Origin of the sequence: Streptomyces gilvosporeus (assembly GCF_002082195.1) — a bacterium.
Lineage (GTDB): Bacteria > Actinomycetota > Actinomycetes > Streptomycetales > Streptomycetaceae > Streptomyces > Streptomyces gilvosporeus.
In genome coordinates, this window is the sequence record NZ_CP020569.1 from 4770515 (window position 1) to 4797508 (window position 26994).

At 69.7% G+C, this 26994-nt stretch carries 24 protein-coding genes and 2 tRNA genes; 13 read left to right on the forward strand and 13 right to left on the reverse strand.

From position 1 onward, the window contains the following. The first annotated feature begins 86 nt into the window (after nt 1-86). Nucleotides 87-737, forward strand: a complete 651-nt coding sequence (locus tag B1H19_RS21230; RefSeq protein WP_083106291.1) for an FMN-dependent NADH-azoreductase — start codon at nt 87-89, stop codon at nt 735-737. Between the two features lie 58 nt (nt 738-795). Here B1H19_RS21230 and B1H19_RS21235 read toward each other — a convergent pair whose 3' ends face one another. After that, a complete protein-coding gene (locus tag B1H19_RS21235; RefSeq protein WP_083106292.1) occupies nt 796-2022 on the reverse strand; it encodes an MFS transporter in 1227 nt (408 codons plus the stop codon). A gap of 227 nt (nt 2023-2249) precedes the next feature. On the opposite strand from B1H19_RS21235, the gene B1H19_RS21240 reads away from it, so the two are divergent. Beyond that, entirely contained in the window at nt 2250-3251 is a 1002-nt protein-coding gene (locus tag B1H19_RS21240; RefSeq protein ID WP_083106293.1) for a LysR family transcriptional regulator, read from the forward strand. 266 nt (nt 3252-3517) lie between these two features. Here the strand turns inward: B1H19_RS21240 and B1H19_RS21245 are convergent. Then, nucleotides 3518-3601: transfer RNA gene (locus tag B1H19_RS21245), tRNA-Leu, on the reverse strand. 566 nt (nt 3602-4167) lie between these two features. On the opposite strand from B1H19_RS21245, the gene B1H19_RS21250 reads away from it, so the two are divergent. The 6 genes from B1H19_RS21250 to pknB all read left to right on the forward strand — a co-directional run bounded on the left by B1H19_RS21250 (nt 4168) and on the right by pknB (nt 12238). After that, nucleotides 4168-4989 carry an FhaA domain-containing protein gene (locus B1H19_RS21250; RefSeq protein WP_083106295.1) on the forward strand — a complete coding sequence of 274 codons (822 nt, stop codon included), beginning with the start codon at nt 4168-4170 and terminating at the stop codon, nt 4987-4989. 10 nt (nt 4990-4999) lie between these two features. Beyond that, on the forward strand, nt 5000-5524 hold the full coding sequence (locus B1H19_RS21255; RefSeq protein ID WP_083106298.1) for an FHA domain-containing protein FhaB/FipA: 525 nt from the start codon (nt 5000-5002) through the stop codon (nt 5522-5524). 132 nt (nt 5525-5656) lie between these two features. Beyond that, complete coding sequence (locus B1H19_RS21260; RefSeq protein ID WP_203237194.1) at nt 5657-7228, forward strand: PP2C family protein-serine/threonine phosphatase; 1572 nt, start codon at nt 5657-5659, stop codon at nt 7226-7228. 23 nt (nt 7229-7251) lie between these two features. Then, the gene (locus B1H19_RS21265; RefSeq protein WP_083106303.1) at nt 7252-8649 is read left to right on the forward strand and encodes an FtsW/RodA/SpoVE family cell cycle protein; all 1398 of its coding nucleotides are present in this window, start codon (nt 7252-7254) and stop codon (nt 8647-8649) included. Continuing rightward, complete coding sequence (locus tag B1H19_RS21270; protein WP_083106305.1) at nt 8646-10115, forward strand: peptidoglycan D,D-transpeptidase FtsI family protein; 1470 nt, start codon at nt 8646-8648, stop codon at nt 10113-10115. The genes B1H19_RS21265 and B1H19_RS21270 overlap by 4 nt, the downstream gene beginning before the upstream one ends. Before the next feature lie 146 nt (nt 10116-10261). Further along, complete coding sequence (gene pknB, locus B1H19_RS21275; RefSeq protein WP_083106308.1) at nt 10262-12238, forward strand: Stk1 family PASTA domain-containing Ser/Thr kinase; 1977 nt, start codon at nt 10262-10264, stop codon at nt 12236-12238. A 119-nt stretch (nt 12239-12357) separates the two neighbouring features. Here the strand turns inward: pknB and B1H19_RS21280 are convergent, their stop codons facing one another. The 6 genes from B1H19_RS21280 to B1H19_RS21300 all read right to left on the reverse strand — a co-directional run bounded on the left by B1H19_RS21280 (nt 12358) and on the right by B1H19_RS21300 (nt 17019). After that, entirely contained in the window at nt 12358-13110 is a 753-nt protein-coding gene (locus B1H19_RS21280) for a class E sortase (protein ID WP_083106311.1), read from the reverse strand. Nucleotides 13111-13135: 25 nt separating this feature from the next. Beyond that, nucleotides 13136-14593, reverse strand: coding sequence for a class E sortase (locus B1H19_RS21285; RefSeq protein ID WP_107426099.1), 1458 nt, complete (start codon nt 14591-14593; stop codon nt 13136-13138). Next, complete coding sequence (locus B1H19_RS21290; RefSeq protein WP_083106313.1) at nt 14590-15246, reverse strand: aminodeoxychorismate/anthranilate synthase component II; 657 nt, start codon at nt 15244-15246, stop codon at nt 14590-14592. The genes B1H19_RS21285 and B1H19_RS21290 overlap by 4 nt, the downstream gene beginning before the upstream one ends. Next, entirely contained in the window at nt 15243-15419 is a 177-nt protein-coding gene (locus B1H19_RS39305) for a hypothetical protein (RefSeq protein WP_030064419.1), read from the reverse strand. Before B1H19_RS39305 ends, B1H19_RS21290 begins: the two co-directional genes overlap by 4 nt. An 81-nt stretch (nt 15420-15500) precedes the next feature. Next, the gene (locus B1H19_RS21295) at nt 15501-16211 is read right to left on the reverse strand and encodes a class E sortase (RefSeq protein WP_083106315.1); all 711 of its coding nucleotides are present in this window, start codon (nt 16209-16211) and stop codon (nt 15501-15503) included. Nucleotides 16212-16248: 37 nt separating this feature from the next. Further along, the gene (locus tag B1H19_RS21300) at nt 16249-17019 is read right to left on the reverse strand and encodes a DUF881 domain-containing protein (protein ID WP_083106318.1); all 771 of its coding nucleotides are present in this window, start codon (nt 17017-17019) and stop codon (nt 16249-16251) included. Nucleotides 17020-17199: 180 nt separating this feature from the next. On the opposite strand from B1H19_RS21300, the gene crgA reads away from it, so the two are divergent. Further along, entirely contained in the window at nt 17200-17454 is a 255-nt protein-coding gene (crgA, locus tag B1H19_RS21305; protein WP_083106321.1) for a cell division protein CrgA, read from the forward strand. A 308-nt stretch (nt 17455-17762) separates the two neighbouring features. On the opposite strand, the gene B1H19_RS21310 is transcribed toward crgA, so the two are convergent. Both B1H19_RS21310 and B1H19_RS21315 read right to left on the reverse strand, forming a co-directional pair. Further along, nucleotides 17763-18665, reverse strand: coding sequence for a rhomboid family intramembrane serine protease (locus tag B1H19_RS21310; protein WP_083106324.1), 903 nt, complete (start codon nt 18663-18665; stop codon nt 17763-17765). A gap of 173 nt (nt 18666-18838) precedes the next feature. After that, complete coding sequence (locus B1H19_RS21315) at nt 18839-19372, reverse strand: peptidylprolyl isomerase (protein WP_083106326.1); 534 nt, start codon at nt 19370-19372, stop codon at nt 18839-18841. A 336-nt stretch (nt 19373-19708) separates the two neighbouring features. Here B1H19_RS21315 and B1H19_RS21320 point away from each other — a divergent pair, with 336 nt between their 5' ends. Together B1H19_RS21320 and B1H19_RS21325 are read left to right on the forward strand one after the other, a co-directional pair. Continuing rightward, on the forward strand, nt 19709-20428 hold the full coding sequence (locus B1H19_RS21320) for a DUF5324 family protein (RefSeq protein ID WP_083106329.1): 720 nt from the start codon (nt 19709-19711) through the stop codon (nt 20426-20428). A gap of 317 nt (nt 20429-20745) precedes the next feature. Then, on the forward strand, nt 20746-21381 hold the full coding sequence (locus B1H19_RS21325) for a LysM peptidoglycan-binding domain-containing protein (RefSeq protein ID WP_083106332.1): 636 nt from the start codon (nt 20746-20748) through the stop codon (nt 21379-21381). A gap of 82 nt (nt 21382-21463) precedes the next feature. Here the strand turns inward: B1H19_RS21325 and B1H19_RS21330 are convergent. Next, nucleotides 21464-21536 (reverse strand) — tRNA-Ala (locus tag B1H19_RS21330). Nucleotides 21537-21665: 129 nt separating this feature from the next. On the opposite strand from B1H19_RS21330, the gene B1H19_RS21335 reads away from it, so the two are divergent. Together B1H19_RS21335 and B1H19_RS21340 are read left to right on the forward strand one after the other, a co-directional pair. Continuing rightward, nucleotides 21666-22214 (forward strand): helix-turn-helix domain-containing protein, encoded by a 549-nt coding sequence (locus B1H19_RS21335; protein WP_083106334.1) that lies wholly within the window; start codon nt 21666-21668, stop codon nt 22212-22214. 33 nt (nt 22215-22247) lie between these two features. Further along, nucleotides 22248-23636, forward strand: coding sequence for a serine/threonine-protein kinase (locus B1H19_RS21340; protein ID WP_083106337.1), 1389 nt, complete (start codon nt 22248-22250; stop codon nt 23634-23636). A gap of 34 nt (nt 23637-23670) precedes the next feature. On the opposite strand, the gene B1H19_RS21345 is transcribed toward B1H19_RS21340, so the two are convergent. Next, the gene (locus tag B1H19_RS21345) at nt 23671-25068 is read right to left on the reverse strand and encodes a hypothetical protein (RefSeq protein WP_083109781.1); all 1398 of its coding nucleotides are present in this window, start codon (nt 25066-25068) and stop codon (nt 23671-23673) included. Continuing rightward, entirely contained in the window at nt 25068-26993 is a 1926-nt protein-coding gene (locus B1H19_RS21350) for a vWA domain-containing protein (protein WP_083106339.1), read from the reverse strand. Before B1H19_RS21350 ends, B1H19_RS21345 begins: the two co-directional genes overlap by 1 nt. Nucleotide 26994 lies beyond the last annotated feature (1 nt).

Sequence of the window (26994 nt, forward strand, 5' to 3'; positions counted from 1 at the left end):
GTGACACCGCGATTCCCGTGACATCCGTGACACCCGTGACCACCGTGCCGAGCTTCATCCGGCCGCGACCCGAAGGACCGATCCCCATGGCCACCCTTCTGCACATCGACACGTCCGTCTTCCCCGAGGGCGGCTCCGCCTCCCGCGCGGTCACCGCCGCCTTCCGCAAGACCTGGGAGGAGCAGCATCCCGATGGCACGGTCATCTACCGTGACCTGGGCATCGCCCCGCTGCCGCATCTCGACGGCGTCGCCGCCTCCGCCGGCTTCTCCGACCCCGCGACGCACTCCCCCGAGCAGCAGACCGCCTTCGCGCTGCGCACCGAGCTCGCCGAGGAGCTGGAGCGCGCCGACGCGATCCTGATAGGCGCGCCGATGTACAACTTCACGATCCCCTCCACCCTGAAGGCATGGCTGGACCAGGTGATCATCATGGGCCGTACGTCGGGCGCCGAGCCGTCCGCCAAGGGCACCCCGGTGACCGTCGTCGCCAGCCGCGGCGGTTCGTACGCGCCGGGTACGCCCCGTGAGGGCTTCGAGTACGTGCAGAACTACCTGGAGGCCGTCCTCGGCGGCGGGCTCGGCCTGGAGGTCGACTTCATCGTGCCCGAGCTGACCATGGCTCCCGCGAACGAGGCGATGGCCGACCTGATCCCGAAGTACGAGGCTTCCCGCGATAAGGCCCTCGAGGACGCGTCGGCCAAGGCGAAGGCCCTCGTCGACCGCTTCACCGCCTGAGGCCGCACCGGCCGCACCGGGGTGAGGGCCACGGGCATCAGGCACGCGCCTTCCGCCCTCACCCCCGCCCCGGCGCCCTCCCCACCCCCACGGTCACCAGCGCCCCCACCGCAAGCACGCCGCCCAGGCCCATCACGCCCGCGACGCCCCAGCCGTCCGCGGCCCGGCCGCCGGTCAGCGCGCCCAGGGCGATGGCCCCGTTGAACACCGCGACGAACAGCGCGGAAGCCCCCTCCCGGGCCTTCGGCGCCGCCGCCATCAGCCAGGTCTGCGTACTGACCGAGACGCCCCCGTAGGCCAGCCCCCATACGGCCACCACGAGCGCCGCCCCGGGCACCCCCGCGCCCCGCCCCACCAGCGGCAGCAACAACACCGCTCCCGCCAGCACCCCGCAGATCACCAGCAACGTGACCCGCGGCGACCGGGCCGCCCCCGCCCCGGCGGCGAAGTTCCCGATGAGCCCGGCGACACCGAAGGCCAGCAGCAGCGTGCTGATCTGCCCGGCACCGGCACCGGCCACCTCCTCCAGCACCGGCCGCACATACGTGTACGCGGCGAAATGCCCCGTCACCAGCAGGGCCACCAGCAGCAGTCCAGTCCGTACGGACGCCTCGCGGAACAGTCGCAGCACCCCGCCCAGCCGCACCGGCCCGGTGGCCGGCAGGGGCGGCAGCAGTACGGCCAGGGCGACGGCCACCAGTGCGCAGACCGCCGTCATCGCCATGAACGCCGCGCGCCAGCCGCCCAGTTCCCCCACGAACGTCCCGGCCGGCACGCCCAGTACGGAGGCCGCCGCAACCCCGCTGAACACCAGTGACGTGGCCGCCGCCACCCGCCGCCGGGGCACCAGCCGCACCGCGAGCCCCGCCGCTATCGCCCAGACGCCGCCCATCCCCAGTCCCACCAGCACCCGCGCCACCAGCAGCACCACGACATTCGGCGCATACGACGCCAGCAGATTCGCCACCGCCAGCGTCGCCATCAGGGCCGTCAGCACCACCCGGCGGTCCCGCCGCGCCACCAGCAGCGTGAGCGACGGCGCGGCCACCGCCGCGACCAGGCCGGTGACGGTCACCGTCAGACCCGCCGTCCCGTCAGAAATCCCCAGATCACGGCCGATCGGCGTCAGCAGCCCCACCGGCAGCATCTCCGACGTCACCACCGTGAACGTCCCCGCCGCCAACGCCCCCACACCGGGCCAGCCGCCGCCCCGCCCCCTCCGCAACCCGCCCGGCGCCACGGCCAGTTCGCCCGCCCGGCCGCCCGTTTCCTCAGTCTTCGCCATACCTCCAGCCAACTCCCGCCGCCCCACGGGAACAACGGCGAATTCCTCAGCCTTCCATGAACAGGACTCATCGATCGGCCCCCGATGGCCCGGACCAACCCCGCACCCGACCCCTGCCTCAGCCCGCCCGACAGCCCTCAGGCCACCAAGCCCCAAGCCCCATCCCCCGACCCGAAGCCGCCACAGCACCCACCGCACCACCACCCGCCGAAGGCCCCACCCCCTCCATGAGCCCCCCGCACACCACCACCAGCAGCACAGCCACCCCCACCCCCGAGCTCCGCAGCCTCGAACTGCGCGAGCTGGAGTGCTTTCTCGTCCTGTCCGAGGAGCTCCACTTCGGCCGCACCGACGAGCGTCTCCACGTCTCGCAGAGCCGGATCAGCCAGCTGCTGCGCGCCCTGGAGTCCCGGATAGGCGCCCGCCTGATGGACCGCACCAGCCGCCGGGTGAGCCTGACCCCGCTGGGCGAGGAGTTCCGCAGGTCGCTGCGCCCCGCCTACGACGCCCTGCGCGCCACCGTCGAGTCCGCCCGTACCGCCGCCCGCGGCATCGAGGGCCGGCTGACGATCGGCTTCCAGGGCACCGCGGACGGCCGGATCATGCGGGCCATCGACGCCTTCCACGCCCGTCATCCGGACTGCCACACCGAGATCGTCGAGATCCCGCTGTGCGATCCCTTCGGCGCGCTGCGCAGCGGCGCGGTCGACGTGGCCGTCACGCTGCTGCCCGTCGCCGAGCCCGATCTCGTGCTCGGCCCGGTCTTCGCCGCCCAGCAGCAGACCCTGGCCCTGTCCGTACGCCACCCCCTGGCCGCCCGCTCCGGCCTCACCGCCGAGGACCTCGCCGCCATCCCCCTCATCGCCCCGGACGCCCCGGCACCCGCCTACTGGCGCGAGGCCCACGCCCCGACCGCCACCCCCGAGGGCCGCCCGATACCCGCCGGGCCCTGCGTCAGCACCCTCCAGGAGGGCCTCACCCTCGCCGCGGCCGGCCGCGGCGGCATGCTGCTGTGCCGCCCCACCGCCGACTATCACGGCCGCCGCGACCTCACCTTTCTCCCCGTCACCGGCCTCCCGGACTCCGTCCTGGGCCTGGTCCACCACCCCTCCCGCGACACCGCACGCATCCGCGCCTTCCGCGCCACTGTGACGGAAACCACGAACGCCGACGCCCCCACGAACGCCGGCGACTCCAGGAATGCCGAAGCCGCCGCCCGTACGCCGTGAATGCACCGGCCAATGCAGGAAAGAGCGGGAACACCCGGTCCGGGAACTACCGATAAAGCAAAATCGGCTGCATTACGGGACGAAATACACAGGACGCCAGCGCGCTACCACCGCCCCACGCCACAGCACCCGGCCAAACCGACCAACATCATCCACTCCGGAGCGAAAGTGACAAACCCAACACCTCGACGCCCGGCCCCGTCCCGGACCGGAACACAAGAAACCCCCGGTCTCCGGATTTCTCCGGAGACCGGGGGTCTCATCTGTGCGCGAGGGGGGAGTTGAACCCCCACGCCCTTTCGGGCACTGGAACCTGAATCCAGCGCGTCTGCCTATTCCGCCACCCGCGCATGGGTGCTGCCGGTTGATTCTCTCACGAGATCCGGGGCCTTTCGGTCCGGGTCTTGCTGCGAGCGCCTGCCGACATCCAGAAGATTAGCACGGTGTTGAGGGTGCCTTCACACGCCTTTCCCCCGGTCCCCGCGCCACGGCCGCCGGCGGGCCGGCGCGTGCTCCCACCCGGGCATTCGCCGTGGGCACCCACAAGGGGCCACACTCACCGTGTCGCGGAGCCGTGCACGACTCCGCGGTGCCGAACACCGTGTGCGCGGAACCGTGCGCCGCCCCCGTGGCACCCGTACGCTGCCCGCCGTGACCGGAAGGGCGCCTACCCCCGGCCGGTCCGAGGGCTGGACGGTTGCGGGACACTGTGGTGGGGGCACATCTACGATCGCAGTGCTTGAACACTGGGCAAGGAGACAGGCAAGGTCCGGGCAACCCTGTGAGGGGCGACACTCGTCTCCCAGGCGGGAAAGGGGAACCAGCCGATTTCCCGACGCGTGGATACGATCGGTAAGCAGTATCAGGACGACCCGATCAGGACGATCACGACGAAGACTGAGGAAGGAGGTGTCCCGTGGGAGTACTGAAGCGTTTCGAGCAACGTCTCGAAGGTCTCGTCAACGGCACCTTCGCCAAGGTGTTCAAGTCCGAGGTGCAGCCCGTCGAAATCGCCGGCGCGCTGCAGCGCGAATGCGACAACAACGCCACCATCTGGAACCGCGACCGCACGGTCGTCCCCAACGACTTCATCGTGGAGCTGAGCGCTCCCGACTACGAACGGCTGAGCCCCTACAGCGGCCAGCTCGGCGATGAGCTGGCGGGCATGGTCCGCGACTACGCCAAGCAGCAGCGGTACACCTTCATGGGCACGATCAAGGTCCATCTGGAGAAGGCCGACGATCTCGACACCGGCCTGTACCGCGTACGCAGCCGTACGCTCGCCGCCAGCTCGTCCCAGGAGCCCGCCGGACAGCGTGCCCCCTCGGCGCCCCGTGGCCCCCAGCCCGGCGGCGGCCATGTGAGCGCGCCCCCCATGCCCTCGTCCCCGCCTCCCGGCGGGGCGCCGCCCGTACCCCGTACGGCAGCGGCCGGCGCAGGGCCGCAGCCCTATGCGCAGACCCGGCGCTGGGTCGAGATCAACGGCACCCGTCACCAGATCTCGCGTCCGACGCTGGTGCTGGGCCGCAGCACCGACGCCGACGTGAGGATCGACGACCCGGGTGTGTCCCGGCGTCACTGTGAGATCCGGGTCGGAACGCCCCCCACGATCCAGGATCTGGGTTCCACCAACGGCATCGTGGTGGACGGGCAGCACACCACTCGCGCTAGTCTCCGCGACGGCTCGCGGATCGTCGTGGGCAGTACCACCATCGTTTACCGGCAAGCCGAAGGGTGAAGCGGGGGCAATGTCAGAGCTGACCCTCACGGTCATGCGGTTGGGTTTCCTCGCCGTACTGTGGCTGTTCGTCATCGTGGCCGTTCAGGTCATCCGCAGCGATCTGTTCGGCACCCGCGTCACACAGCGCGGGGCCGCCCGGCGCGGCGGGTCCGAAGCGCGTGCGCAGCGTCAGGCCGCGCCGCCCCAGCAGCAGCGCCGCCAGGACGGCGGGCGCGGCAACAACCGCCAGCGTCGCGGAGCGCCCACCAAGCTGGTGGTCACCGAAGGCTCGCTGACCGGCACCACCGTCGCCCTCCAGGGCCAGACGATCTCGCTGGGCCGGGCCCACGACTCCACGATCGTGCTGGACGACGACTACGCCTCCAGCAGGCATGCCAGGATCTACCCGGACCGTGACGGCCAGTGGATCGTCGAGGATCTGGGTTCCACCAACGGCACGTACCTGGACCGGACCCGACTGACGACCCCGACACCGATTCCCCTGGGAGCCCCGATCCGCATCGGCAAGACCGTCATCGAGCTGCGGAAGTAGTACGACAATGAGCGAGCGGAGCGAGCGAGCCGCGACGGTCCACTCGACGGACCCGGGTGTGCTCCCGACCGGAGGGTGGGCAGTGTGGCTCGAGGAGACCGGCTGTACCCCGAACCGACGGGTGAGGTGCGCATGAGTCTGTCACTGCGCTTCGCCGCCGGATCGCACAAGGGCATGATCCGCGAGGGCAACGAGGACTCCGGCTATGCCGGGCCGCGGCTGCTCGCCGTCGCGGACGGTATGGGCGGCCAGGCCGCCGGTGAGGTCGCCAGCTCCGAGGTGATCTCCAGCCTCGTCCAGCTCGACGACGACGTTCCGGGCTCGGACATCCTCACCTCGCTCGGCACCGCCGTGCAGCGCGCCAACGACCAGCTGCGGGTCATGGTCGAGGAGGACGCCCAGCTCGAAGGCATGGGCACCACGCTCACCGCGCTGCTGTGGACGGGGCAGCGGCTGGGCCTGGTGCATGTCGGCGACTCCCGGGCGTATCTGCTGCGCGACGGTGGACTCACGCAGATCACCCAGGACCACACCTGGGTGCAGCGGCTGGTCGACGAGGGCCGGATCACCGAGGAGGAGGCCACCACCCATCCGCAGCGGTCGCTGCTTATGCGGGCGCTGGGCAGCGGTGATCATGTCGAGCCCGATCTCTCGATCCGCGAGGTGCGGGCCGGGGACCGGTATCTGATCTGCTCGGACGGGCTGTCCGGGGTCGTCAGCCATCAGACGCTGGAGGAGACCCTCGCCGGCTATCACGGGCCGCACGAGACGGTGCAGGAGCTGATCCAGCTCGCACTGCGCGGCGGCGGGCCCGACAACATCACCTGCATCGTCGCCGACGTCCTGGACGTGGACGGCGCGGACACGATGGCCGGGCAGCTCAACGACACCCCGGTGATCGTCGGCGCCGTCGCCGAGAACCAGCACCAGCTCAGCGACCCCAGCACGCTCCAGACGCCGGCCGCCCGCGCCGCCGAGCTAGGCCGCCGCGACGGTGCCCAGGCCGCCCCCGGAGGCGCCTTCGGGCCGCCCGGCAGCGGTGGTCCGGACGTCGGAGGCCCGCCGCAGGGCTCCTTCGGCGCGTTCACCGACGAGGATTTCCTCAAGCCGCAGCGGCGCGGGAAGTGGCTCAAGCGGTCGCTGTTCATCGCGCTGGCGCTGGCCGTGGTCGGCGGCGGGCTCTACGGCGGCTACCGCTGGACGCAGACCCAGTACTTCGTCGGCGCCAACGGCAATCACGTCGCGCTCTACCGCGGTATCAGCCAGGACCTGGCGTGGATCTCGCTGAACACCGTGGACGAGGACCACCCCGAGATCGAACTCAAGTACCTACCGCTGTACCAGCGCAACCAGGTCAAGGAGACGATCGCGGTCGACAACCGCACCCAGGCGAGCGAGAAGGTCACCGAGCTCGGCAAGCAGGCCAATGCCTGTCTGGCCAAGGAGCAGCGGGAGGCGGCCGCCGAGGAAGCGGCGCGCAACAAGGGCCGGAAGCCGGGCGGCAAGACCGGCGGCACCACCAAGCCGGGGTCCACCGCGAAGCCCGGGTCCACCGCCAAGCCCGGCTCGGGCGACAAGGCCGCGAAGACGGGCAGCGCCGTCCCGGGCGCGCTCTCCGCGTCCGCGACTCCCACACCCACCACCAGCCAAGCCCCCTCCGAGGAGCAGCAGGAACTGGAAAAGAAATGCAGCACCCAGCAGTGAGGGCGTAGGGGGCCGGACATCTCATGAGCAGTACCAACACGACCACCGTCGGCACCATCGGAGCCCCGAGCCGCCGCAACACCGAGCTGGCGATGCTCCTGTTCGCGGTGCTGATCCCGGTGTTCGCCTACGTCAACGTCGGTCTGGCGAAGGACGGTTCGGTGCCGGCCGGCGTGCTCGGGTATGCGCTGGGGCTGGGGCTGCTGGCCGGTGTCGCGCATCTGGTCGTCCGTAAGTGGGCGCCGTACGCCGACCCGCTGATGCTGCCCATCGCCACCCTGCTCAACGGCATGGGTCTGGTCTTCATCTGGCGGCTCGACCAGGAGCCGGCGATCACCACCAAGCAGCTCGGCGGTGCGATGGCACCGGGCCAGCTGATGTGGTCCACGCTCGGTGTGGGGCTCTTCCTGGCCGTCCTGGTGTTCCTCAAGGACCACCGCGTGCTGCAGCGCTACACCTATATCTCCATGGTCGTGGCGCTGGCGCTGCTGATCGCGCCGGTGTTCTTCCCCGCGCGCTTCGGTGCCCGGATCTGGATCACCATCCCGGGTGTCGGCGGTCTCCAGCCCGGTGAGTTCGCCAAGATCATCATCGCGATCTTCTTCGCGGGCTACCTGATGGTGAAGCGGGACGCGCTGGCGCTGGCCAGCCGCCGTTTCATGGGCATGTACCTGCCGCGCGGGCGTGACCTCGGCCCGATCCTGGTGATCTGGGCGCTGAGCCTGATGATCCTGGTCTTCGAGACCGACCTGGGTACCTCGCTGCTGTTCTTCGGCCTGTTCGTCGTGATGCTGTACGTCGCGACCGAACGCACCAGCTGGATCGTCTTCGGCCTGCTGCTCAGCGGGGGCGGCGCGGTCGCGGTGGCGACGTTCGAGTCGCACGTCCAGGTCCGGGTCCACAACTGGCTCGAGCCGCTGGCCCTGGCCTCCAACGGCGGCGTCACCGAAACCGCGCAGTCGATGTACGCCTTCGGCTCCGGCGGCATCATGGGCTCCGGTCTCGGCCAGGGCTACTCGCGCCTGATCGGCGGTATCGCGCCCAAGAGCGACTACATTCTCGCCACCGTCGGCGAGGAGACCGGCCTGGCCGGCCTGATGGGCATCCTGCTGCTCTACGGCCTGCTGATCGAGCGGGGCATCCGTACGGCGCTGGCCGCCCGCGACCCGTTCGGCAAGCTGCTGGCGATCGGCCTGTCGGGCGCCTTCGCGCTCCAGGTCTTCGTCGTCGCCGGCGGTGTGACGGGCCTGATCCCGCTGACCGGTATGACCATGCCGTTCCTCGCCCAGGGTGGTTCGTCCGTGATCGCCAACTGGGCGCTGGTCGCGATCCTGCTGCGGATCAGCGACACGGCTCGCCGGCCCGCGCCGGCCCCCGCCCCGTCCACCGACGCCGAGATGACCCAGGTGGTCCGTCCGTGAACAAGCCACTGCGCCGGGTCGCGATCTTCTGCGGCCTGCTCGTCCTCGCTCTGCTGATCCGCGTCAACTGGGTGCAGTTCGTCCAGGGCGACCAGCTCAAGAACGACCCGCACAACCGCCGGGTCGCCATCGAGCGCTACAGCAAGCCGCGCGGCAACATCATCGTGGACGGCAAGGCCGTCACCGGCTCGACGATCACCGACAGCGGCGACTTCAAGTACAAGCGGACGTACAAGAACGGCAAGATGTGGGCGCCGGTCACCGGCTACGCCTCGCAGGCCTTCGACTCCAACCAGCTGGAGAAGCTGAACGACGGCATCCTCTCCGGCACCGACGACAAGCTCTTCTTCAGCCGCACGGTCGACATGTTCACCGGCGGCAAGCAGGCCGGCGGCAACGTCGTGACCACGCTGGACGCCAAGGCGCAGAAGGCCGCCTTCGAGGGGCTGGGCGACAAGAAGGGCGCGGTCGCCGCGATCAACCCGGAGACCGGCGCGATCCTGGCGCTGGCCAGCACCCCCTCGTACGACCCCTCGACGTTCGCCGGCAACAGCAACAAGGACGCCGAGGCGTTCAACGCGCTGCAGAAGAAGAACGACCCGGACGACCCGATGCTCAACCGGGCGCTGCGCCAGACCTACCCGCCCGGCTCCACCTTCAAGGTCGTCACCGCCTCGGCGGCCCTGGAGAACGGGCTGTACACCGACGTCGACGCCGACACCCGCTCGCCGCTGCCGTACACGCTGCCCGACACCTCGGGCATCGAGCTGAAGAACGAAGGCAGCATCCCGTGTGAGAACGCCAGCCTGCGGACGGCGCTCCAATACTCCTGCAACACCGTCTTCGGCAAGATCAGCGCGGACCTCGGCAACAAGAAGATGAAGGCCGAGGCGGAGAAGTTCGGCTTCAACAACTCGAAGATCGATACTCCGGTCCGGGCCGCTGAGAGCATCTTCCCCACGGACAACCGGCCGCAGAACGCCATGGCGGGCATCGGCCAGGCTTCCAACCGCGCCACTCCGCTGCAGATGGCCATGATCGCCTCGGCGGTCGCCAACAACGGCAAGCTGATGAAGCCGTACATGGTCGAGCAGCTGGAGGCCCCGAACCTCAATGTGGTCCAGCAGCACACCCCGCAGGTGATGAGCCAGCCGCTCACCCCGGAGAACGCGCAGAAGATCCAGAGCATCATGCAGACCGTGGTCCAGAAGGGCACGGGAACCATGGCCCAGATCCCCGGCGTCACCGTGGGCGGCAAGACCGGTACGGCGCAGCACGGCGAGAACAACAAGGACAACCCGTACGCCTGGTTCATCTCGTACGCGAAGACCTCCAAGGGAACCCCCGTCGCGGTGGCCGTCGTCATTGAGGGATCCGACACACTCCGCAATGACATCGCAGGCGGCAAGCTCGCAGCTCCGATCGCCAAGAGCGTTATGGAGGCGGTCATCGAGAGCAACAAGTGATGCGGGCCGTGCCAATACCGGTCGGATATCAGGTTGCGACAGCGACCCGGTCCGGTACGGCGCGCCGGGTACGGTATGCCCGGACAGCACACCGCCGGACCACACACGGGTGCGGTCGGGACTGACGGAGAGGGCTGGAGAAGCTTATGGAAGAGCCGCGTCGCCTCGGCGGCCGGTACGAGCTGGGGTCGGTGCTCGGCCGCGGTGGCATGGCGGAGGTCTACCTCGCCCATGACACCCGTCTGGGCCGCACCGTCGCTGTGAAGACGCTGCGGGCCGACCTCGCCCGCGATCCGTCTTTCCAGGCCCGGTTCCGCCGTGAGGCCCAGTCGGCCGCCTCGCTGAACCATCCGTCGATCGTCGCGGTGTACGACACCGGCGAGGACTACGTCGACGGGGTCTCGATCCCGTACATCGTCATGGAGTACGTCGACGGCTCCACGCTGCGTGAGCTGCTGCACTCCGGACGCAAACTGCTGCCCGAGCGTTCGCTGGAGATGACGATCGGCGTCCTGCAGGCGCTGGAGTACTCCCACCGCGCCGGCATCGTGCACCGTGACATCAAGCCGGCCAACGTCATGCTGACCCGCTCCGGCCAGGTCAAGGTCATGGACTTCGGTATCGCCCGGGCCATGGGCGATGCCGGGATGACCATGACGCAGACCGCGGCGGTCATCGGCACCGCGCAGTACCTCTCGCCCGAGCAGGCCAAGGGCGAGCAGGTCGACGCCCGCTCCGACCTGTACTCCACCGGCTGCCTGCTCTACGAGCTGCTCACCGTCCGGCCGCCGTTCGTCGGCGATTCGCCGGTCGCGGTGGCGTATCAGCACGTCCGCGAGGAGCCGCAGAAGCCCAGCAACTTCGATCCCGAGATCTCGCCGGAGATGGACGCGATCGTCCTGAAGGCGCTGGTCAAGGACCCGGACTACCGCTATCAGTCGGCCGACGAGATGCGCGCCGACATCGAGGCGGCGCTGGAGGGCCAGCCGGTCGCCGCGACCTCCGCGATGGCCGCGGGCGGCTTCGACCAGGACCAGCCGACCACGATGCTGCGTCCGCAGGACGGCGGCCCGAAGACGTCCATGCTTCCGCCGATGAACGCCGACGACGGGGGCTACGGCTACGACGACCGCGCCGACCGGCGTCGGGGCGGCCAGAAGAAGAGCCGTACCTCGACGATTCTGCTGGTGCTCGCGGCGGTGCTGGTGCTGGTCGGGGCGATCTTCATCGGCAAGGCGATGTTCACCGGTAGGGACGTCGGCAGCAAGGAGCCGCTGATCAACCTCGTCGGCAAGACGCTGAACGAGGCCAAGACGTACGGGCAGAACGGCAACTTCAAGGTCGCCGTGGGCGGCCGCAAGCCCTGCGACAACACCACGAAGGGCCATATCACCTCGCAGTCCCCGGACGCCGGGACAAAGATCAACAAGGACGACACGGTCACGGTCACGCTGTGTACGGGGCCGGTCAAGGTGCGGATCCCCGACGTGGGCGGCAGCTCGTTCGAGAACGCGCAGAAGGATCTCGCGGACAAGGGCTTCCGCAACGTCGTTCCGGAGTACAAGGTCTCCGATCGCACGCCGGGCACCGTCATCGGTCAGGACCCCCCGGCCCAGACCCAGGTGGCCAAGGACACCAAGATCACGCTGACGGTCGCCCGGGAGAACCCGAAGGTGCCCGTCCCGGACGTTACGGGCCAGGACATCGCGGCGGCCACGAAGCAGCTGCAGGACAACGGCTTCAAGGTCACCCCGACCGATCAGGAAGTCACCGACCCGAACCAGGTTGGCAAGGTTCTTAAGCAGGACCCCACGGGCAACACCCAGGCCAAGCCCGGCTCCACCATCACGCTGACGGTCGGCAAGGCCCCGGCGCAGACGCCGATTCCCAACGTCGTCGGCCAGAAGGTGAAGGACGCGAAGAAGACCCTTCAGCAGGCCGGCTTCAACAACGTCCAGATCGCAGGCCCGCAGGACGACAACGCCCAGGTGACCGGGCAGAACCCGCCGGCGGACCAGCCGTCCGACCCCAGCAACACCACCGTGATCCTGACGACCCAGGGCGGCGGCAACGGGGGCAACGGCAACGGCGGCCTCTTTGGCGGTGCCTTCGGGGGGAATTAACACCCCACGGCAGCGTCACAGCGTCGTACGACAAGGCCCCGGCAGCCCGTGGAGGGCGGCCGGGGCTTCGTCGTCGGCGGGGTGCTCGGGAAGGGCGATAAGCCTTGGGCAGACCCGGCCTAGCGGAGTTCCTCGGGCGGGGTGCGGTCCGCGTCGACCTTTTCGGTGCGCACCAGCTCGCCCCAGACGATGTAGCGGTAGTCCGAGGTGTAGACCGGCGTGCAGGTCGTCAGCGTGATGTAGCGGCCGGCCTTGTGCTTGCCGGATTCCTTGGGGATGTTGTCGAGCACATCGACGTTGTACTTCGAGGTCTGGCTGAGCACGGCGTAGACCTTGTAGATGTACCAGGTGTCCCGGGTCTCGAAGACGATCGGGTCGCCGTCCTTGAGCTTGTCGATGTTGTGGAACTTCGCTCCATGGCCGTCGCGGTGCGCGGCGAGGGTGAAGTTCCCCTTCTTGTCCTGCGGCAGCTCCGACTTGACCGGCTTGGTGTAGTAGCCGGCGACCCCCTCGTTGAGGATGTCGGTGCCGGTGCCCTTCTTGACCAGCACCTCGCCGTTGTCCATCGCGGGGACATGCAGAAAGCCGATGCCGTCCTTGGTGTCCAGTTCGCCCGGGCCCTTGGGGCCGCTGTGGTGGTCGGCCTTCGCCCAGTGCTGGCGTACCGCGTCGCTCTGCTTGTGTGCCTCGCGGTCGGCGAGGACATTGGTCCACCACAGCGAGTAGACGACGAACAGGGCCAGGATCAGTCCGGCCGTGATCAGCAGTTCACCGATGACGCTGACGACGGAGGCGGCGATCCGCCACCCGCGGCGCGGCTTCGGCGACGGCTCGGAGGGGTCGGTGTCCTCGTCATGTCCGGTCGCAGTCACCGTGTCATACCCCTCTTACGTCCGTTCAGCCGGTGAGCGCCGGCGGTTTGCCTTTGCTCCGCGGGCGCTCATCGACCATCTTGCCCCAGACGATCATCCGGAAGGTACTGGTGAACTCCGGAGTACAGGTCGTCAGCGTGATGTAGCGCCCCGGGCCGGTGAATCCGGAGCCGGGCGGCACCGGGCCGATCACGCTGGTGTTGCTCGGAGACGTCTGCGGGAGGACGCTCTCCATCTCGTAGGTGTAGTACGCGCTCTGCGTCTCGACGACGATCTTGTCGCCCTTGGTGAGCTTGTTGATATAGCGGAACGGCTCGCCGTGGGTGTTGCGATGGGCGGCCAGCGCGAAGTTGCCCTTCGTGTCCCAGGGCATGGCGGTCTTGATCCCGCTGCTCTTGTCGTAGTGGCCGACCATGCCGTGGTCAAGCACATTGTGCTTGTCGACGCCCTCCGCTATCGGCGCCTTCACATCGAGCTTCGGGATGTAGATGATGCCGAAGCGCTCGCCGACCGCGAGGTTCTTCTTCTCCCCACCGCCCTTGTCCCACTGGTGCTGGAGGGTGGTGGCGGCGCCGCCCGCCTCCTCGTCGGCCATCACATTCGTCCACCACAGCTGGTAGGTGACGAAGAGCAGCATCAGTATGCCGAGGGTGATGAAGACCTCGCCCACGGCGCGGCTGACGATCAGGCTGAAGCTCTCTTTGGCGGCGCGTGCGGCGCGTCGGGCCTCCAGCCGGGAAGTAGGGGCAGGAGGCGGGTCGGCGGCGGCTTTGACGGTCGTGGCGGCTTTGGCTGCGGCGGAAGCCCCCGCACCGTGCCTGCCGCGTCTTCCACCCCGCTTGGCGGCCTCCTGCGCAGCCTTGCGCCGGGCCGCCCGCCCGCCGGGGGCGGGTGCCGACGATGTTTCACGTGAAACAGTGCCGTCGCCCGATGTTTCACGTGAAACATCGGCACGGTCGACGGTTTCACGTGAAACATCGTCGCCGTCGTGGTCTGCGTCCGCTTCTTTGGCCTGGCGCAGCGCCATGGTCTCGTCGTCCCGCTGCGACGCGGCGATCGTCTTGGCGATCGACTCGGCGGCCGCATAGGTCGCGTACGAGGGGACGTAGCCCTCATCGGAGTGCCGGGCGGGGCTCTGTGCGCGCGGGGCGCGTGGTTCCGGCGAGCTGTGCGGCCGGAACCAGGGCGAGTTCTCGCTCGGGGCAGGCCGTGCGCTCTCGCTCGCGGCATGCCTGCCCCGCCGCGAGGGTTGATCAAAGGGGCTGGGCGCCGGTGTCTGGGAGCGCTGGGGCGAGGGTCCGGGGAGCGGGTCGTTCAGCGGGTCGTCGAGCTGCCCTACGGCCGCCTCGAACGCGGGATCACCGTACGGATCCGGCGGGTCGTACGGTTCCTGCGGCGCATGGGGCCGCTCGGACGCATACGGCTGCTCGGATTCGTACGGCTCATAGGGTCTCCCTTCACGCTCCGGGCGCAGGGACGTCACGCGCCGGCCTTGCCGACCACCGGGGCAAGCCCCGCGGACCGCCCCAGGGCTCCCTCGTCGCCGCACTCCACCAGCCAGTTGGCGAGCATCTTGTGGCCCCACTCCGTGAGCACCGACTCGGGGTGGAACTGCACGCCCTCCACCGGGAGTTCGCGGTGCCGCACGCCCATGATGATGCGTCCGCAGGGGGCGTCCTCGGCCTCCGTCCAGGCGGTGACGAGCAGTTCGTCGGGGACGGTGTCCGGCTCGATGGCCAGGGAGTGATAGCGGGTGGCCGTGAAGGGGGAGGGCAGGCCGGAGAAGACCCCGGCGCCCTCGTGGGCGACGAGCGAGGTCTTGCCGTGCAGAAGCTCGGGGGCCCGGTCCACCACGCCGCCGTAGGCGACCGCCATCGATTGCATGCCCAGACAGACGCCGAACACCGGGACGCCGGTTTCCGCGCAGTGCCGGACCATGTCCACACACACGCCGGCCTGCTCGGGCGTGCCGGGGCCGGGCGAGAGCAGCACGCCGTCGAACCCGTCCTGCGCGTGCCGCGGCGCGACCTCGTCATTGCGCAGTACCTCGCACTCGGCACCGAGTTGGTAGAGGTACTGGACGAGGTTGAAGACAAAGCTGTCGTAGTTGTCGACGACGAGAATCCGTGCGGTCATCGGAGTGCCGCCATCCCTTCATTGACCGTGACGTCATTGAAGGGCAGCAGCGGCTCCGCCCACGGAAAGACGTACTGGAAGAGCACAAAGACGACCGCCAGCACCAGCGCCACTGAAATCAGCGCCTTCACCCATACGTTGCCCGGCAGATGCCGCCAGATCCAGCCGTACATGCGCTCGCTGTCCCCTTGCCGATGCCGATGACGTTGTCGATTGCCCCACCAGAGTAAGGGGCCGGAGGGGTCGCTGGTGGGTCAGCCGGTCAAAGCCGACGGCCTTCCCTGTGTGACGGGTTGGGTGGAATCCAGATGGGCCCAGGCGATCAGCCGGTGACTGTGGCCCCATTCCGGTTCACAGGTGGTGAGGGTGAGATAGCGTCCCGGGCCGTTGTAGCCGGATTTCGCCGGTACCGGGTCGATCACGCCGATGTCGTCGGGCAGCGTGGTGTAGGGGCGGTTGTCGATGCGGTAGGTGAACCAGGTCGTGCCGTCGGTGAGCACCACGGCGTCGCCGGGACGCAGCTGTGGGAAGTCCTTGAAGGGGTCGCCGTAGGTGCGGCGGTGCCCGGCGACGGCGAAGTTGCCGGTCCGGCCGAGCCGCGCGGTGTGGTCGTAGTGGCCCAGGCCCCGATGAAGGACGTCGGGCGCGGTGCCTTCCAGTACGGGCTTGGCCCAGTCCGCGCCGAGCCGCGGGATGTACATCACGGCGAAGGAGGCGCCCTCCTTGTAGGGGGCGGGCGGCTTGGGCTCGGTGGGTGCGGGGTCGCTGTCGTGGGCTGCGACCGGACCGGTCGACCACTGTTGCTGGAGCCTGCCGATCTCGCCGTCCATGGCGCTGTCGGCCCGTACGCCGGTCCAGAAGAGCAGGTAGACGACGAAGAGCACGATCAGCGCACCGGCGGTGACACAGATTTCGCTGAGCGTCCGTACGATCCAGCGCACCGTGCTCCGGCTCCGCACCGTCATCCGGCCCCGCCCTTCCCGCCGCCCCGCGGCGCGCGGGCTACGGCTTCACAGGCTGTGCGTAGTGGAGGTCCACTGTGCCGGAGTAGCCGGGAAGAGTCACCGTCTCGTGCTGATCGACTTTCCAGCCCAGGCCGTAGGCGTTCACATACTGGAGGTAGTTCTGGATGGCGGGCGAGGCGGTGAGCGCCCGGGCGAGGGCGGCGCGGTCGCCGACCGCGGTGATGGTGTACGGCGGGGAGTAGACCCGGCCCTGGAGGATCAGGGTGTTGCCGACGCAGCGCACGGCGCTGGTGGCGATCAGCCTCTGGTTCTTGACCTGGATGCCCTTGGCGCCGCCCTGCCACAGGGCGTTCACCACGGCCTGTAGGTCCTGCTGATGGATGACCAGGTCGTTGGGCTGGGGTTCGGGAATGCCGGGGATCTTGGCGGTGGCGTCGGGCGGGGCATCGGTGAGGGTGACGGTCAGGCCCGGGCCGGTCAGCGGCTTGGTACCGGCGTTCTTCTCCAGGGCCTTGAGCTTGGCGTCCTCGGCCTGGGAACTGCCGTTGTCGCGCTGGGCGAGGGCGTCGACGCCCTGTCGCAGGGCGGCGTTGCGGTCGTCCTGGGCGCCGTTTTTGTGGCTGCGTTCCTGGATGAGGTCGGACAGGCGCAGCATGGAATCGTCCGAGCGCAGATTGGTGCCGCGGGCGGTGTCGAAGCTGAGCCAGAACAGCAGGCCGGCGAGGGCGAAGACGGTGAGGGTCAGAATCCGTACCGGCCGCAGCCGGGGCCGGGCGGGGCGACCTGGGGAGTTCGCGGAAGTGCTCAACGTACCCTTACTCCTTACGACGCCGCGGAAGCACTACGCTAACGGACGCCACGGGCGAGGAATCGCTGCCCACCGCTTCCTCTCCCGGCAGCCCTTCCGTACCGTCCCCGCGCAGGTGGGGGCAGCCGCCCGCTCGCGCCCTGCCGAGAGCGGGGAGCAGCATCGACAGGAGTGTTCCTCGTGCCGAAGTCACGGATCCGCAAGAAGGACGACTTCACCCCGCCTCCGGCGAAGACCACGAATCTGAAGATGAATTCAGGCCGTGGCTGGGTGGCGCCCCTGATGCTGGCGATGTTCCTGATCGGGCTCGCCTGGATCGTGCTCTTCTACGTCTCCGAGGGCAGTCTGCCGATCAAGGCCCTCGGCAACTGGAACATCGTGTGCGGCTTCGGCTTCATCGCGGTGGGGTTCGGCGTCTCCACCCAGTGGAAGTAGCGCGGGCCCGGCGGTGGGCCGGATCCCGTCACGGCGTTGCCGGACCGGCCCGGATGCCCGTCCGGCAAGCCCTGCCCAAGGCCATCCACACAGTTATCCACAGGCGGGGAAAACTTCAGAAGATCTGTGGATAACCCTCGGGAGGTTGACGCCGGTGTGATCGGCGACGACCGGCCCCCGCCGCTGTCATCCCCCGTCCCGACTGGGGAAACGCAGGTCAGCAGGGCACCGTACGGGCGTTCCCCACAGCTTGCACAAGATCCGCCACGCATTGTGGACAACCTGGCGCGGCGGGCTTTTGACGGCCCTCAGCCCACCAGCTGAAGGGTCCGTACCCACACCACCGCGACGATCGCCAGCAGCGCCACCGCGCACGTCGCGGCCTGCACCAGATTCCGGCGTCCCCGCGGCGCATGCACCATGCCGTACGCGACCGCGGCGCCCACGACCAGGCCGCCGATGTGCGCCTGCCAGGAAATGTTCGGCCAGGTGAAGGTGAAGACCAGATTGAGGCCGAGCAGGATCAGCACCGGCTTCATGTCGTAGCGCAGGCGGCGCATCAGGACGGCGGTGGCACCCAGCAGTCCGAAGATCGCGCCGGAGGCGCCGAGGGAGAATCCGGCGGGATCGGCGACCAGATACGTCAGGGCGCTCCCGCCGAGCCCGGACAGCATGTACAGGGCGGTGAACCGCAGCCTGCCGAGCGCCGCCTCCAGGGGCGGGCCCAGCCACCACAGGGAGAGCATGTTGAAGGCGATGTGCGGGATCTCCTGGTGCAGGAACATCGCGGTCACCAGGCGGTACCACTCGCCCTCGGCAACCCCCTGGGGCAGATAGCCGGGAGGGGTGCGGCCGAGCATGCCCAGTTCGCTCAGCAGCCGGGCGCCCTCGGCCCGCACCGCGATGAAGACCGCGACATTGAGGCCCATCAGGATCAGGGTGATCAGCCGCGGATTGGCGGCGATGGCGCTGCCCGCGAGAGTGCGCGGCTGAGTCGCGGTCGCCGAGCGTCCGGTGCCGCCACCGCTGCGTACACAGTCCGGGCAGTGGAATCCGACCGAGGCGCTGACCATGCAGTCCGGGCAGATCGGCTTCTCGCAGCGGGTGCAGTGGATACCGGTCGTACGGTCCGGATGGCGGTAGCACGCCGGCAGGCCGTCGCCGCCCCGGGCGTCCTTCGGCTCCTGTGGGCTGCCTGGCACCTGGTCCATCGGTCCCCTCGTCGTCCTCTCGGCCTGAGCGCGTCGGAGCGCCGCCTCTCGCGCCCGTCGCCCGACCAACCGCCCCGGTCGTGCTTCGCGCCCCGCCTGATGTACGACCGGGCGGGGCGCAATGGTTCCCCGAGCGGGACGCTATCGGTCCGGGCTCGGGCCGCGGGACTCGCTCAGGCTTCGCGGGTCTCGATGACGACCGACTCGATGACGACGTCGTTCACCGGGCGGTCGGTCCGCGGGTTGGTCTGGGCGGCGGCGATGGCGTCCACGACCTTCTTGCCGGCATCGGTGCTGACCTCACCGAAGATGGTGTGCTTGCCGGTCAGCCAGCTCGTCGGCGCGACGGTGATGAAGAACTGCGAGCCGTTGGTGCCCGGACCGGCGTTCGCCATGGCGAGCAGGTAGGGCTTGTTGAAGGACAGGTCGGGGTGGAACTCGTCCCCGAACTGGTAGCCGGGGCCGCCGGTGCCGTCGCCCAGCGGGTCCCCGCCCTGGATCATGAAGCCACTGATCACACGGTGGAAGACCGTGCCGTCGTACAGCTTGTCCGTGGACTTCGTGCCGGTGGCCGGGTGAGTCCACTCGCGCTCACCATTGGCGAGCTCAACGAAGTTCTTGACCGTCTTGGGGGCATGGTTCGGCAGAAGCCGAATCTCGATGTCGCCCTGGTTGGTCTTCAGGGTGGCGTAGAGCTGTTCAGCCACGATCTACCTTCCATAAGTCTTCACTGGCGGTTACCGATCCTCGCACGAACCCCGTCCGCCGTCGCCCGGCACCACCTCCGGGCAGCCTTCGTACTGATTTCTTGCCGCTGCTCCCGTTTCGGCGCGATGTGACGGACCTGCGCAACCGGGCGCGCGAGGGCGCAAACCGTGGCATTGTCGTCACAAGGCTCCGGAAGGTTCCCCTGACCCGGATGCCCGCTCGTACATGCCTTACGACAGGTGAGCGGGCATGATCTCCAACCGGGCGGACAGGCGACACAGCAGATATGGGGACCGCCCCACAGCCCCGGACACGCCACCGAGGAGGAGGATCCCGTGACCCGCAAGAACAGCGTGCGCGCCGCGACCGGTACGGCGAAGGACAGCGTGCGGCACGCCGCGGAGGTGGTGGCTCCGTATGCCGGTACGGCGAAGGACGCCGCCGTGCACTATGCACACGAGGCCCGTACCCGTATGGGCCCCAAAGTGGCCGAGGCCGCGCACCAGGCTCGTGCGCAGTACGAGGCACATCTTTACCCGCGTCTGGAGCACGCCCGTGAGGCGCTGCCGCCCAAGGTGGACGCCGCGGCCTGCCGTGCCGCCGGCCGGACCCGCAAGGCCGCCCGGCAGGCGGCCGAGTACACCGCGCCGCGGCTGGAGCACGCGGTGAGCAGCGCCCGCGCGGCCGCCGAGCCGGTGCGCGAGGAGGCCCTGGCGCGAGGCACCGCCGCACTCGCGGCGCTGCGCGGCCAGGTGACGGCCGCCGAGATCACCAGGCTCCAGAAGAAGCATCACCGCCGCGCCTGCGCCGGCAAGGTGGCCAAGCGGCTGGCGGTGCTGGGTGCCCTGGTGGGCGGCGCGATCGCCGCCTGGAAGTGGTGGGACAGGCAGGCCAACCCGGACTGGCTGGTCGAGCCGCCCGCTCCCACCGAGGTCGGCGAGCGCGGCCGCCTGGGCGCCGTCGACGGCAGCGAGGGCGCCTCCCTCGACCCCGAGGTCCAGGCCAAGCAGAACGAGGACGAGGCCGACGAGCGCGGCGGTGGCACCTCCGCCTGACGCCCCGCACCCTCTCGACGGGCCGTGCCCGCCGACCCCTCAACGGGGCGGCGGGCACGGCCCGTTGGCGTCCTCCGCAGGCCCCGTGGCGAAGGCCACACGGCCGCCGCCGGGCCTTCGCCGGGGCCTCCGAAGCGGCCCTGTCCGCACAGCATGACGCAGCGTCATGACCCGTGCGTCCAACCAGGTGAAACACGCGCCTTCACGGTCACCAAGCGTGCTGAAAAGCATATTGACGGGTTACCTCGTGCCTGCCCATCGGTCGTGGTGTGCACTGCTCCACGGCCGCTGTCGGAGCACAGCGGAGGAGTACCGTCATGTCGTCGCGTTTCGTCAAACGGTCCATCGAAGCGATCCTGCCCGTACTGATCGTGCTGCTGAGCGCCCCTGGCCTCGCCACCCGGGCCGTCGCGGCGGCCGCACCGCCAACGGCACCAGCGGACACCGACTGGGAGGCGATCGCCGCCTGCGAGAGCAGCGGCCGCTGGCACATCAACACCGGCAACGGCTACCACGGCGGCCTCCAGATCGCCCCCACCACCTGGCAGGCCTACGGCGGCAAGCGCTATGCCCCGCGCGCCGACCTCGCCTCCCGGTGGCAGCAGATCGCGGTCGGCGAGCGCATCGTCGAGGACCGCGGGCTGGCGCCCTGGCCGAACTGCGGCCACTACGGCCTGTCCGGCTCCGATGAGTCCGACAACGGCGCAACGGTCACCCGCCGCCACTCGTCGACACCCCGCCACTCACGCCCGTCGTACCGGCGCGGCCACCTGGCGGCCGGTGCCCGCACCGGCCGCCACTACATCGTGCAACAGGGCGACTGTCTCTCGGCCATCGCGCACCACCGGCGCATTCGCGGCGGCGCCCGGGCCCTGTACGAGATGAACAGGCGGACCCTCGGCGCGAACCCCGACCACATCTACCCGGGACAGCGGCTGCACCTGCACGGATGACAGCAGCACGCGCCCGGACGTCTTTGCGCGCACGAAAATGCCCTCTGACCTGTGTTTTCACAGATCAGAGGGCATCGGGCGGTGGAGCCTAGGGGAGTCGAACCCCTGACATCTGCCATGCAAAGACAGCGCTCTACCAACTGAGCTAAGGCCCCTTTCGCGGACCAGGGTACCTGGTACCCGACCGCTTTCCCGACCGGGTATCGCCGCACCCCGCCACTCTCCGTAGGATGCTTCGCGAGATTCGCGGCAGCGAAGCGCGATCGGGGAGACAGGGGAGACGCATGGACGCAGCACAGCAGGAAGCCACCGCGCGAGCCCGGGAGCTTCAGCGCAGTTGGTACGGGGAGCCTCTGGGTGCGCTGTTCCGCCGTCTCATCGAGGATCTGGGCCTCAACCAGGCCCGGCTCGCCGCCGTACTGGGACTGTCCGCCCCGATGCTGTCGCAGCTGATGAGCGGGCAGCGCGCCAAGATAGGCAACCCGGCCGTGGTGCAGCGTGTCCAGGCGCTGCAGGAACTGGCCGGGCAGGTCGCGGACGGCAGCGCCAGCGCGGCTGAGGCCACCAATCGGATGGAAGAGATCAAGAAGACGGCCGGCGGTTCGGTGCTCAACAACACCACGCAGCAGACGTCGTCGACGGGGGCCACCACCGTGCGGCGGGTGGTGCGGGAAATTCAGTCGCTGCTGCGGTCGGTTTCCGACGCCGGCGACATCATCGATGCAGCGAACTCCCTCGCCGCCACTCACCCCGAACTGGCAGAGTTCCTCAGGGTCTACGGTGCGGGCCGCACCGCGGATGCGGTGGCGCACTACGAGGCGCACCAGAGCTAGCCACAGCGGAACGCGGACGCGGAACGGGGCCTCATGGGTGAGATCTTCTCCGGTCGGTACGAGCTGGTCGACCCGATCGGACGAGGCGGCGTCGGCGCCGTCTGGCGCGCCTGGGACCACCGGCGGCGCCGCTATGTCGCGGCCAAGGTCCTGCAGCAGAGCGATGCCCACACCCTGCTGCGCTTCGTACGGGAACAGGCGATGCGGATCGATCATCCGCATGTCCTGGCCCCGGCGAGCTGGGCGGCGGATGACGACAAAGTGCTGTTCACCATGGATCTGGTGCACGGCGGCTCGCTGGCGCATCTGATCGGCGACTACGGCCCGCTGCCGCCCCGGTTCGTGTGCATCCTGCTGGACCAGTTGCTGGCCGGGCTGACGGCGGTGCACGCGGAGGGCGTGGTGCACCGCGACATCAAGCCGGCGAACGTGCTGCTGGAGGCCACCGGCACCGGCCGTCCCCATCTGCGTCTGTCGGACTTCGGCATCGCGATGCGCAAGGGCGAACCGCGGCTGACCGAGACCAACTATGTGGTGGGTACTCCCGGTTACTTCGCGCCGGAGCAGATGCTGGGCGCCGAACCGGACTTCCCGGCGGATCTGTTCGCGGTCGGTCTGGTCGCGCTGTATCTGATCACCGGCACCAAGCCCGATGCCGAAGCGCTGGTCCGGCACTTCGTCGAACACGGCATCCCGCATGCCCCCGAGGACGTACCGGAGCCGCTGTGGCAGGTGCTGGCCGGTCTGCTGCACCCGGATCCCGAGGCCCGGTTCAAGACGGCCACCGGAGCGCGCAAGGCGGTGCTGTCGGCGGCCGAGCTGCTGCCGGAGGTGACGATCGAGGACGAGGTCGTCGAGGTCTTCGACCACATCGGGCCGCTGCCCAGCGGGTTCGGGCCCAAGGGACCGCTCGCCTCCCAGGGCGCGTCCGCGGCGGCAGCCGCCGGGGGCTCGATGTCGGACACCGGAAGCTTTCAGCTCGCGCCGCCTGTTTCACGTGAAACATCGCCGTCGGTTTCACGTGAAACATCGTCCACGCCGCAGCAGCCAAGAACCCCGCCGACGCCCACGCCCCCGCCGAGCAGCCCTCCCGGCGCCATGCCCCCGGGATATACGCCCTCCGGCCATACGCCTACGGGCCAGGCCGTGCCCGCCCCGCCGACCACACCGCCACCGGCACCGATGCCGTCGTACGAGCCGACGGCGGCCATCCGGCCGGAGGCCGCGGCGACCCGGCCGTACACGGTGGGACCGCATCCGGTGCCCGCCCCGGCGTCGCCCACTGCGGGCACCCCGGCCGGTGTACGGCCCGCTCCGCTGCCGGAAAGACGGCCGGGACCGCCCGCGAAGGTGGCGGTACCGGTGCTGATCGTCGCGCTGCTGTGCATAGCGGTGGGCATCTGGGCGCTGGCCGTCTCCTGACGGTGCGCCACCGCGGCCCCGCCGGGAGCCCCTCTCAGCCCTGGGGCGGCCCGAACTGCTGGCCGCCACCCCCCTGTTGAGGCGGCCGCGGCTGGGTCGGCTGCTGGGCCTCGTAGGGGAGCCGACCAGCTGCCCCCGATGCCCCCGGCACGGCTGCGGCGCCGGCGGCCTTGCGCCGGGCCACCAGCGTCCAGGCGCCCAGTCCCGTCAGAAGCGCCACACCGGTGCCGATCCCGCCGTAGGCGACCACGCGCAGAGTGCCGCTCTCGGCCTCCTGTGAGTCGGGCGCCATCCCCCCGTCCGGATCGGTATCGGTGAACCTGGGGGCGGGCCCGGCGTAGGTGGGCCCAGCCTTCGCGGCTCCCTTCACGTCCACCCGCAGGGTCAGGTCAGCGCCCTTGGGGAAGTACGACCTGGCCTCGGCGTTGAGGGTGACCTCGAGGTAGTACCAGCCCGGGAACCGCATCGCCTTGGCCGATTCGGTGATGCCGAAGCGGTTTCCGTAGTCGACGGGAGCGGTGAACTCCTTGGCTTGGGCCCCTTGGCCCTCGTACATCACGAAGTTGTCGCTGATGACGACGCCGCGTGCGGGATTGAAGACATTCAGCCCGAGCGCGTCCGCGACAAATCGAGTGGTGCCGGGCTTGGCGGCGTTCGGCAGATCCGCGGTGAGGTTGAGCCGCTGACCCCACGTGACCGGCACCCGGTAGAAGCGGGTCTCCCCGGGCATGATCCGGTCCCGCCAGACGCCGGTGTCGACCCGGCCCGCGTCGTTGAAGCCCGTACCGCCCCGGACCGGGCGCTTGTCCGTGTCGTCGCGCGGCGCGGGGGTCGTGGTGCGGGAGCCGTCGGTCCCTGGAGCGGTGGGAACGGTGCCCTTGACCGGGGGCTCCTGGGCGTAGCCCAGTTCGATCGGCCACGCGGCAGGGCCTGACGTGGGTGATCCCTCGCGGGTGACCACGACGTAGTACAGACCGGCAGCCTTGCACTGCGTCCCCGCGCCCCCGATGTCACGGCTGGCGTAGTCGCCGATGGGATAGGCCGTACCGCCGGCGTGAAAGGACTGCGAACGCTCCGCACTACAGGTGTTGCCGCTGGCGTCCTGGACCTTGACGGTCAGTCTGTCCTTGTACTGCTCGACCTTGGTGCCCGGCCTGGGAGCGGCCACCACCGAGAAGTAGGTGCTGGACTTGGCGTCGAGCTTGACCTCGTAGAACTTCTTCTCGTTGCGCTCGATGTGGTCAGTGTGCAGCCCCGGTTCGAGCCGGGGCGCCTCGTCGGTGCCGGGCTTGCCGGTGATCGGGGTGGCGCCCGGCGCCATCTCATAGGCAGGTACGTCATCGGCGGAGGCCACCCCCACGGTGCCCGGCAGGAGGGCCACCATGGCGAGCGCCGCCGTCGCGGCAATCCCTGTGTGCGTACCGCGCCGCATCACCACGAGCCGCCCCCCGTCGCATCCGAATCGGCACCGTGGGGCCGTGGCTTCCTGCGTGCCCGCAGAAAGGCGAACCCGAGTCCGGCCAGCAGCAGCACGCCGATGCCGCCGAAGACGGCCGCGACCACCGGGCCGGCCGCCCATCCCGCCTCGCCGCCCTGTGTGCCGTCCGGCGAGGATCCGGTGCCGTCCGCCGCGCTCTTGGCGACGGAAGCACCGGCCTGCGGGCCCGCCTTCGCCTTGCCCAGTACGGCGACCCGCAGCACCACACCGATCTGCGCGCTCCGGGCGATCTCGGAGGCGCGGGCGCTCAGCATCACGGCGATGTAGAAATTGCCCTTGTCGTGGACGGGAATGACGTTGGGGCTGCTCTCATAGCGGTTGGTCCAGGCGACCGGGACCGTCCCCATGCTCAGCGACGCCGGCTGCCCGGTGTAGGGGACTTGCGGGGAGAACTCCCCGGTGCCGCTGCCGACCGGTGCCCGAGCGGGGGTGTAGACCTGGGTGCCGCCGTAGGCGAGGGCCGCGGTGTGGCCCTTGAGCGTGGGCTCGTTGGCGAATTGCACGTCATAGCGGAGCTGCTGGCCCCAGCCGACCGGCACCTTGTACCAAAGGGTCTGCGAGGGAAGGATCTTGTCCCGCCAGACGCCCGGAGTCAGGGCACGGGCGTCGTTGAAGCCGGTGCCGCCGGTGACGGGCTTGGGAGGGCTGGTGGGCACCGGGGCGTCCTTGCCGCCCGCACCGTACTCCGGCTCGGACTGCGCGGGCGTGACGCTCTTCTTCAGCGGATGTTCCACGTGAAACATCACCTCGAGCGGCCAGCGCGAGGCATCCGAATCCTTGGCGGCCTTGCGCTCGACGACGAACCAGTAACGGCCCGCCTTGTCGCAGCCGGATCCGCCGTTCACCGAGGGGATGCGGCTCAGGCCGGAGGTGAGCGGGGTGGCGCCCTGCCGCTGTCCGAACAGCTCGTGGGTGGAGTCGCAGGTGCTGTCGATCCCGTAGTCGATCTCGGTGTGCAGGGCGTCGAGAAGGCCGACCGCCGCGCCGGGCTGCGGCACCACCGTCGCCGAGAAATCGGCCGTGGAGGACGCGTCCAGATCGACGGCGTAATAGCGCTTCTCATTCGGCCCGATGCTGTCGAGGTACTGCCCCTCAGCGATGCCGGGCGCATTCGATTTGGTGGGCGTACCGCGGACCTTCGCGCCCTTGAACCGGTAGCCGTCGGCGGAGAGTTGGCCGGCCCTCTGGAGCTGGCGGGCGAGCGCCTGGGCGTCGGGGGCGTCGAAGTACTGCCCGTTGCCGGACTTGGCGATGCACTCCAGCTGCTCCCGGGCCCGGCCGGCGACCTCGAAGCCGATGGTGTCGATGTGCAGATCGACGTGGGCCTTGGCGAGTTGGGCGGCGACCGTGCAGGGCGGCGGCGTCTGGCAGTTGTCCTCACCGTCGGAGATCAGCAGGATCGTGCGCTTGCCGATCGATCCCTGGGAGGGCTTGGGCAGGTCCTGGGCGGCCTTGGTGAGGGACAGTCCGATGGGAGTGTCGCCCTTGGGCCTGACGCCGTTGACGGCGCGTACGAGACCCGTCCGGTCGAGCGGGGCGACGGGCTGGGCGAGCCGGGTGTCGTCGCAGCCGTGGGGCTTGTCGGCGCCGTAGACCCGGAGTCCGGTCGGATAGCCGGCGGGCAGCGCGCCGACCACGGTGCCGACGGCCTTACGGGCGGCGGCGATCCGGGTGCCGCCCGAGCCGTCCTTCTCAGCCATGGAGCCGGAGGAGTCCAGCACCATCACCATGCCGCTGCCCTCGGCGGACGGGGCGGCCGGTGCGGCCACCGCCGGCGTTGTGTGCAGCGGCGTGGCGACCAGCGCCAGCAGCAGCCCGCCGAGCAACGCCACCGCCCCCCTGCGGCGTCGTCGTGCCATG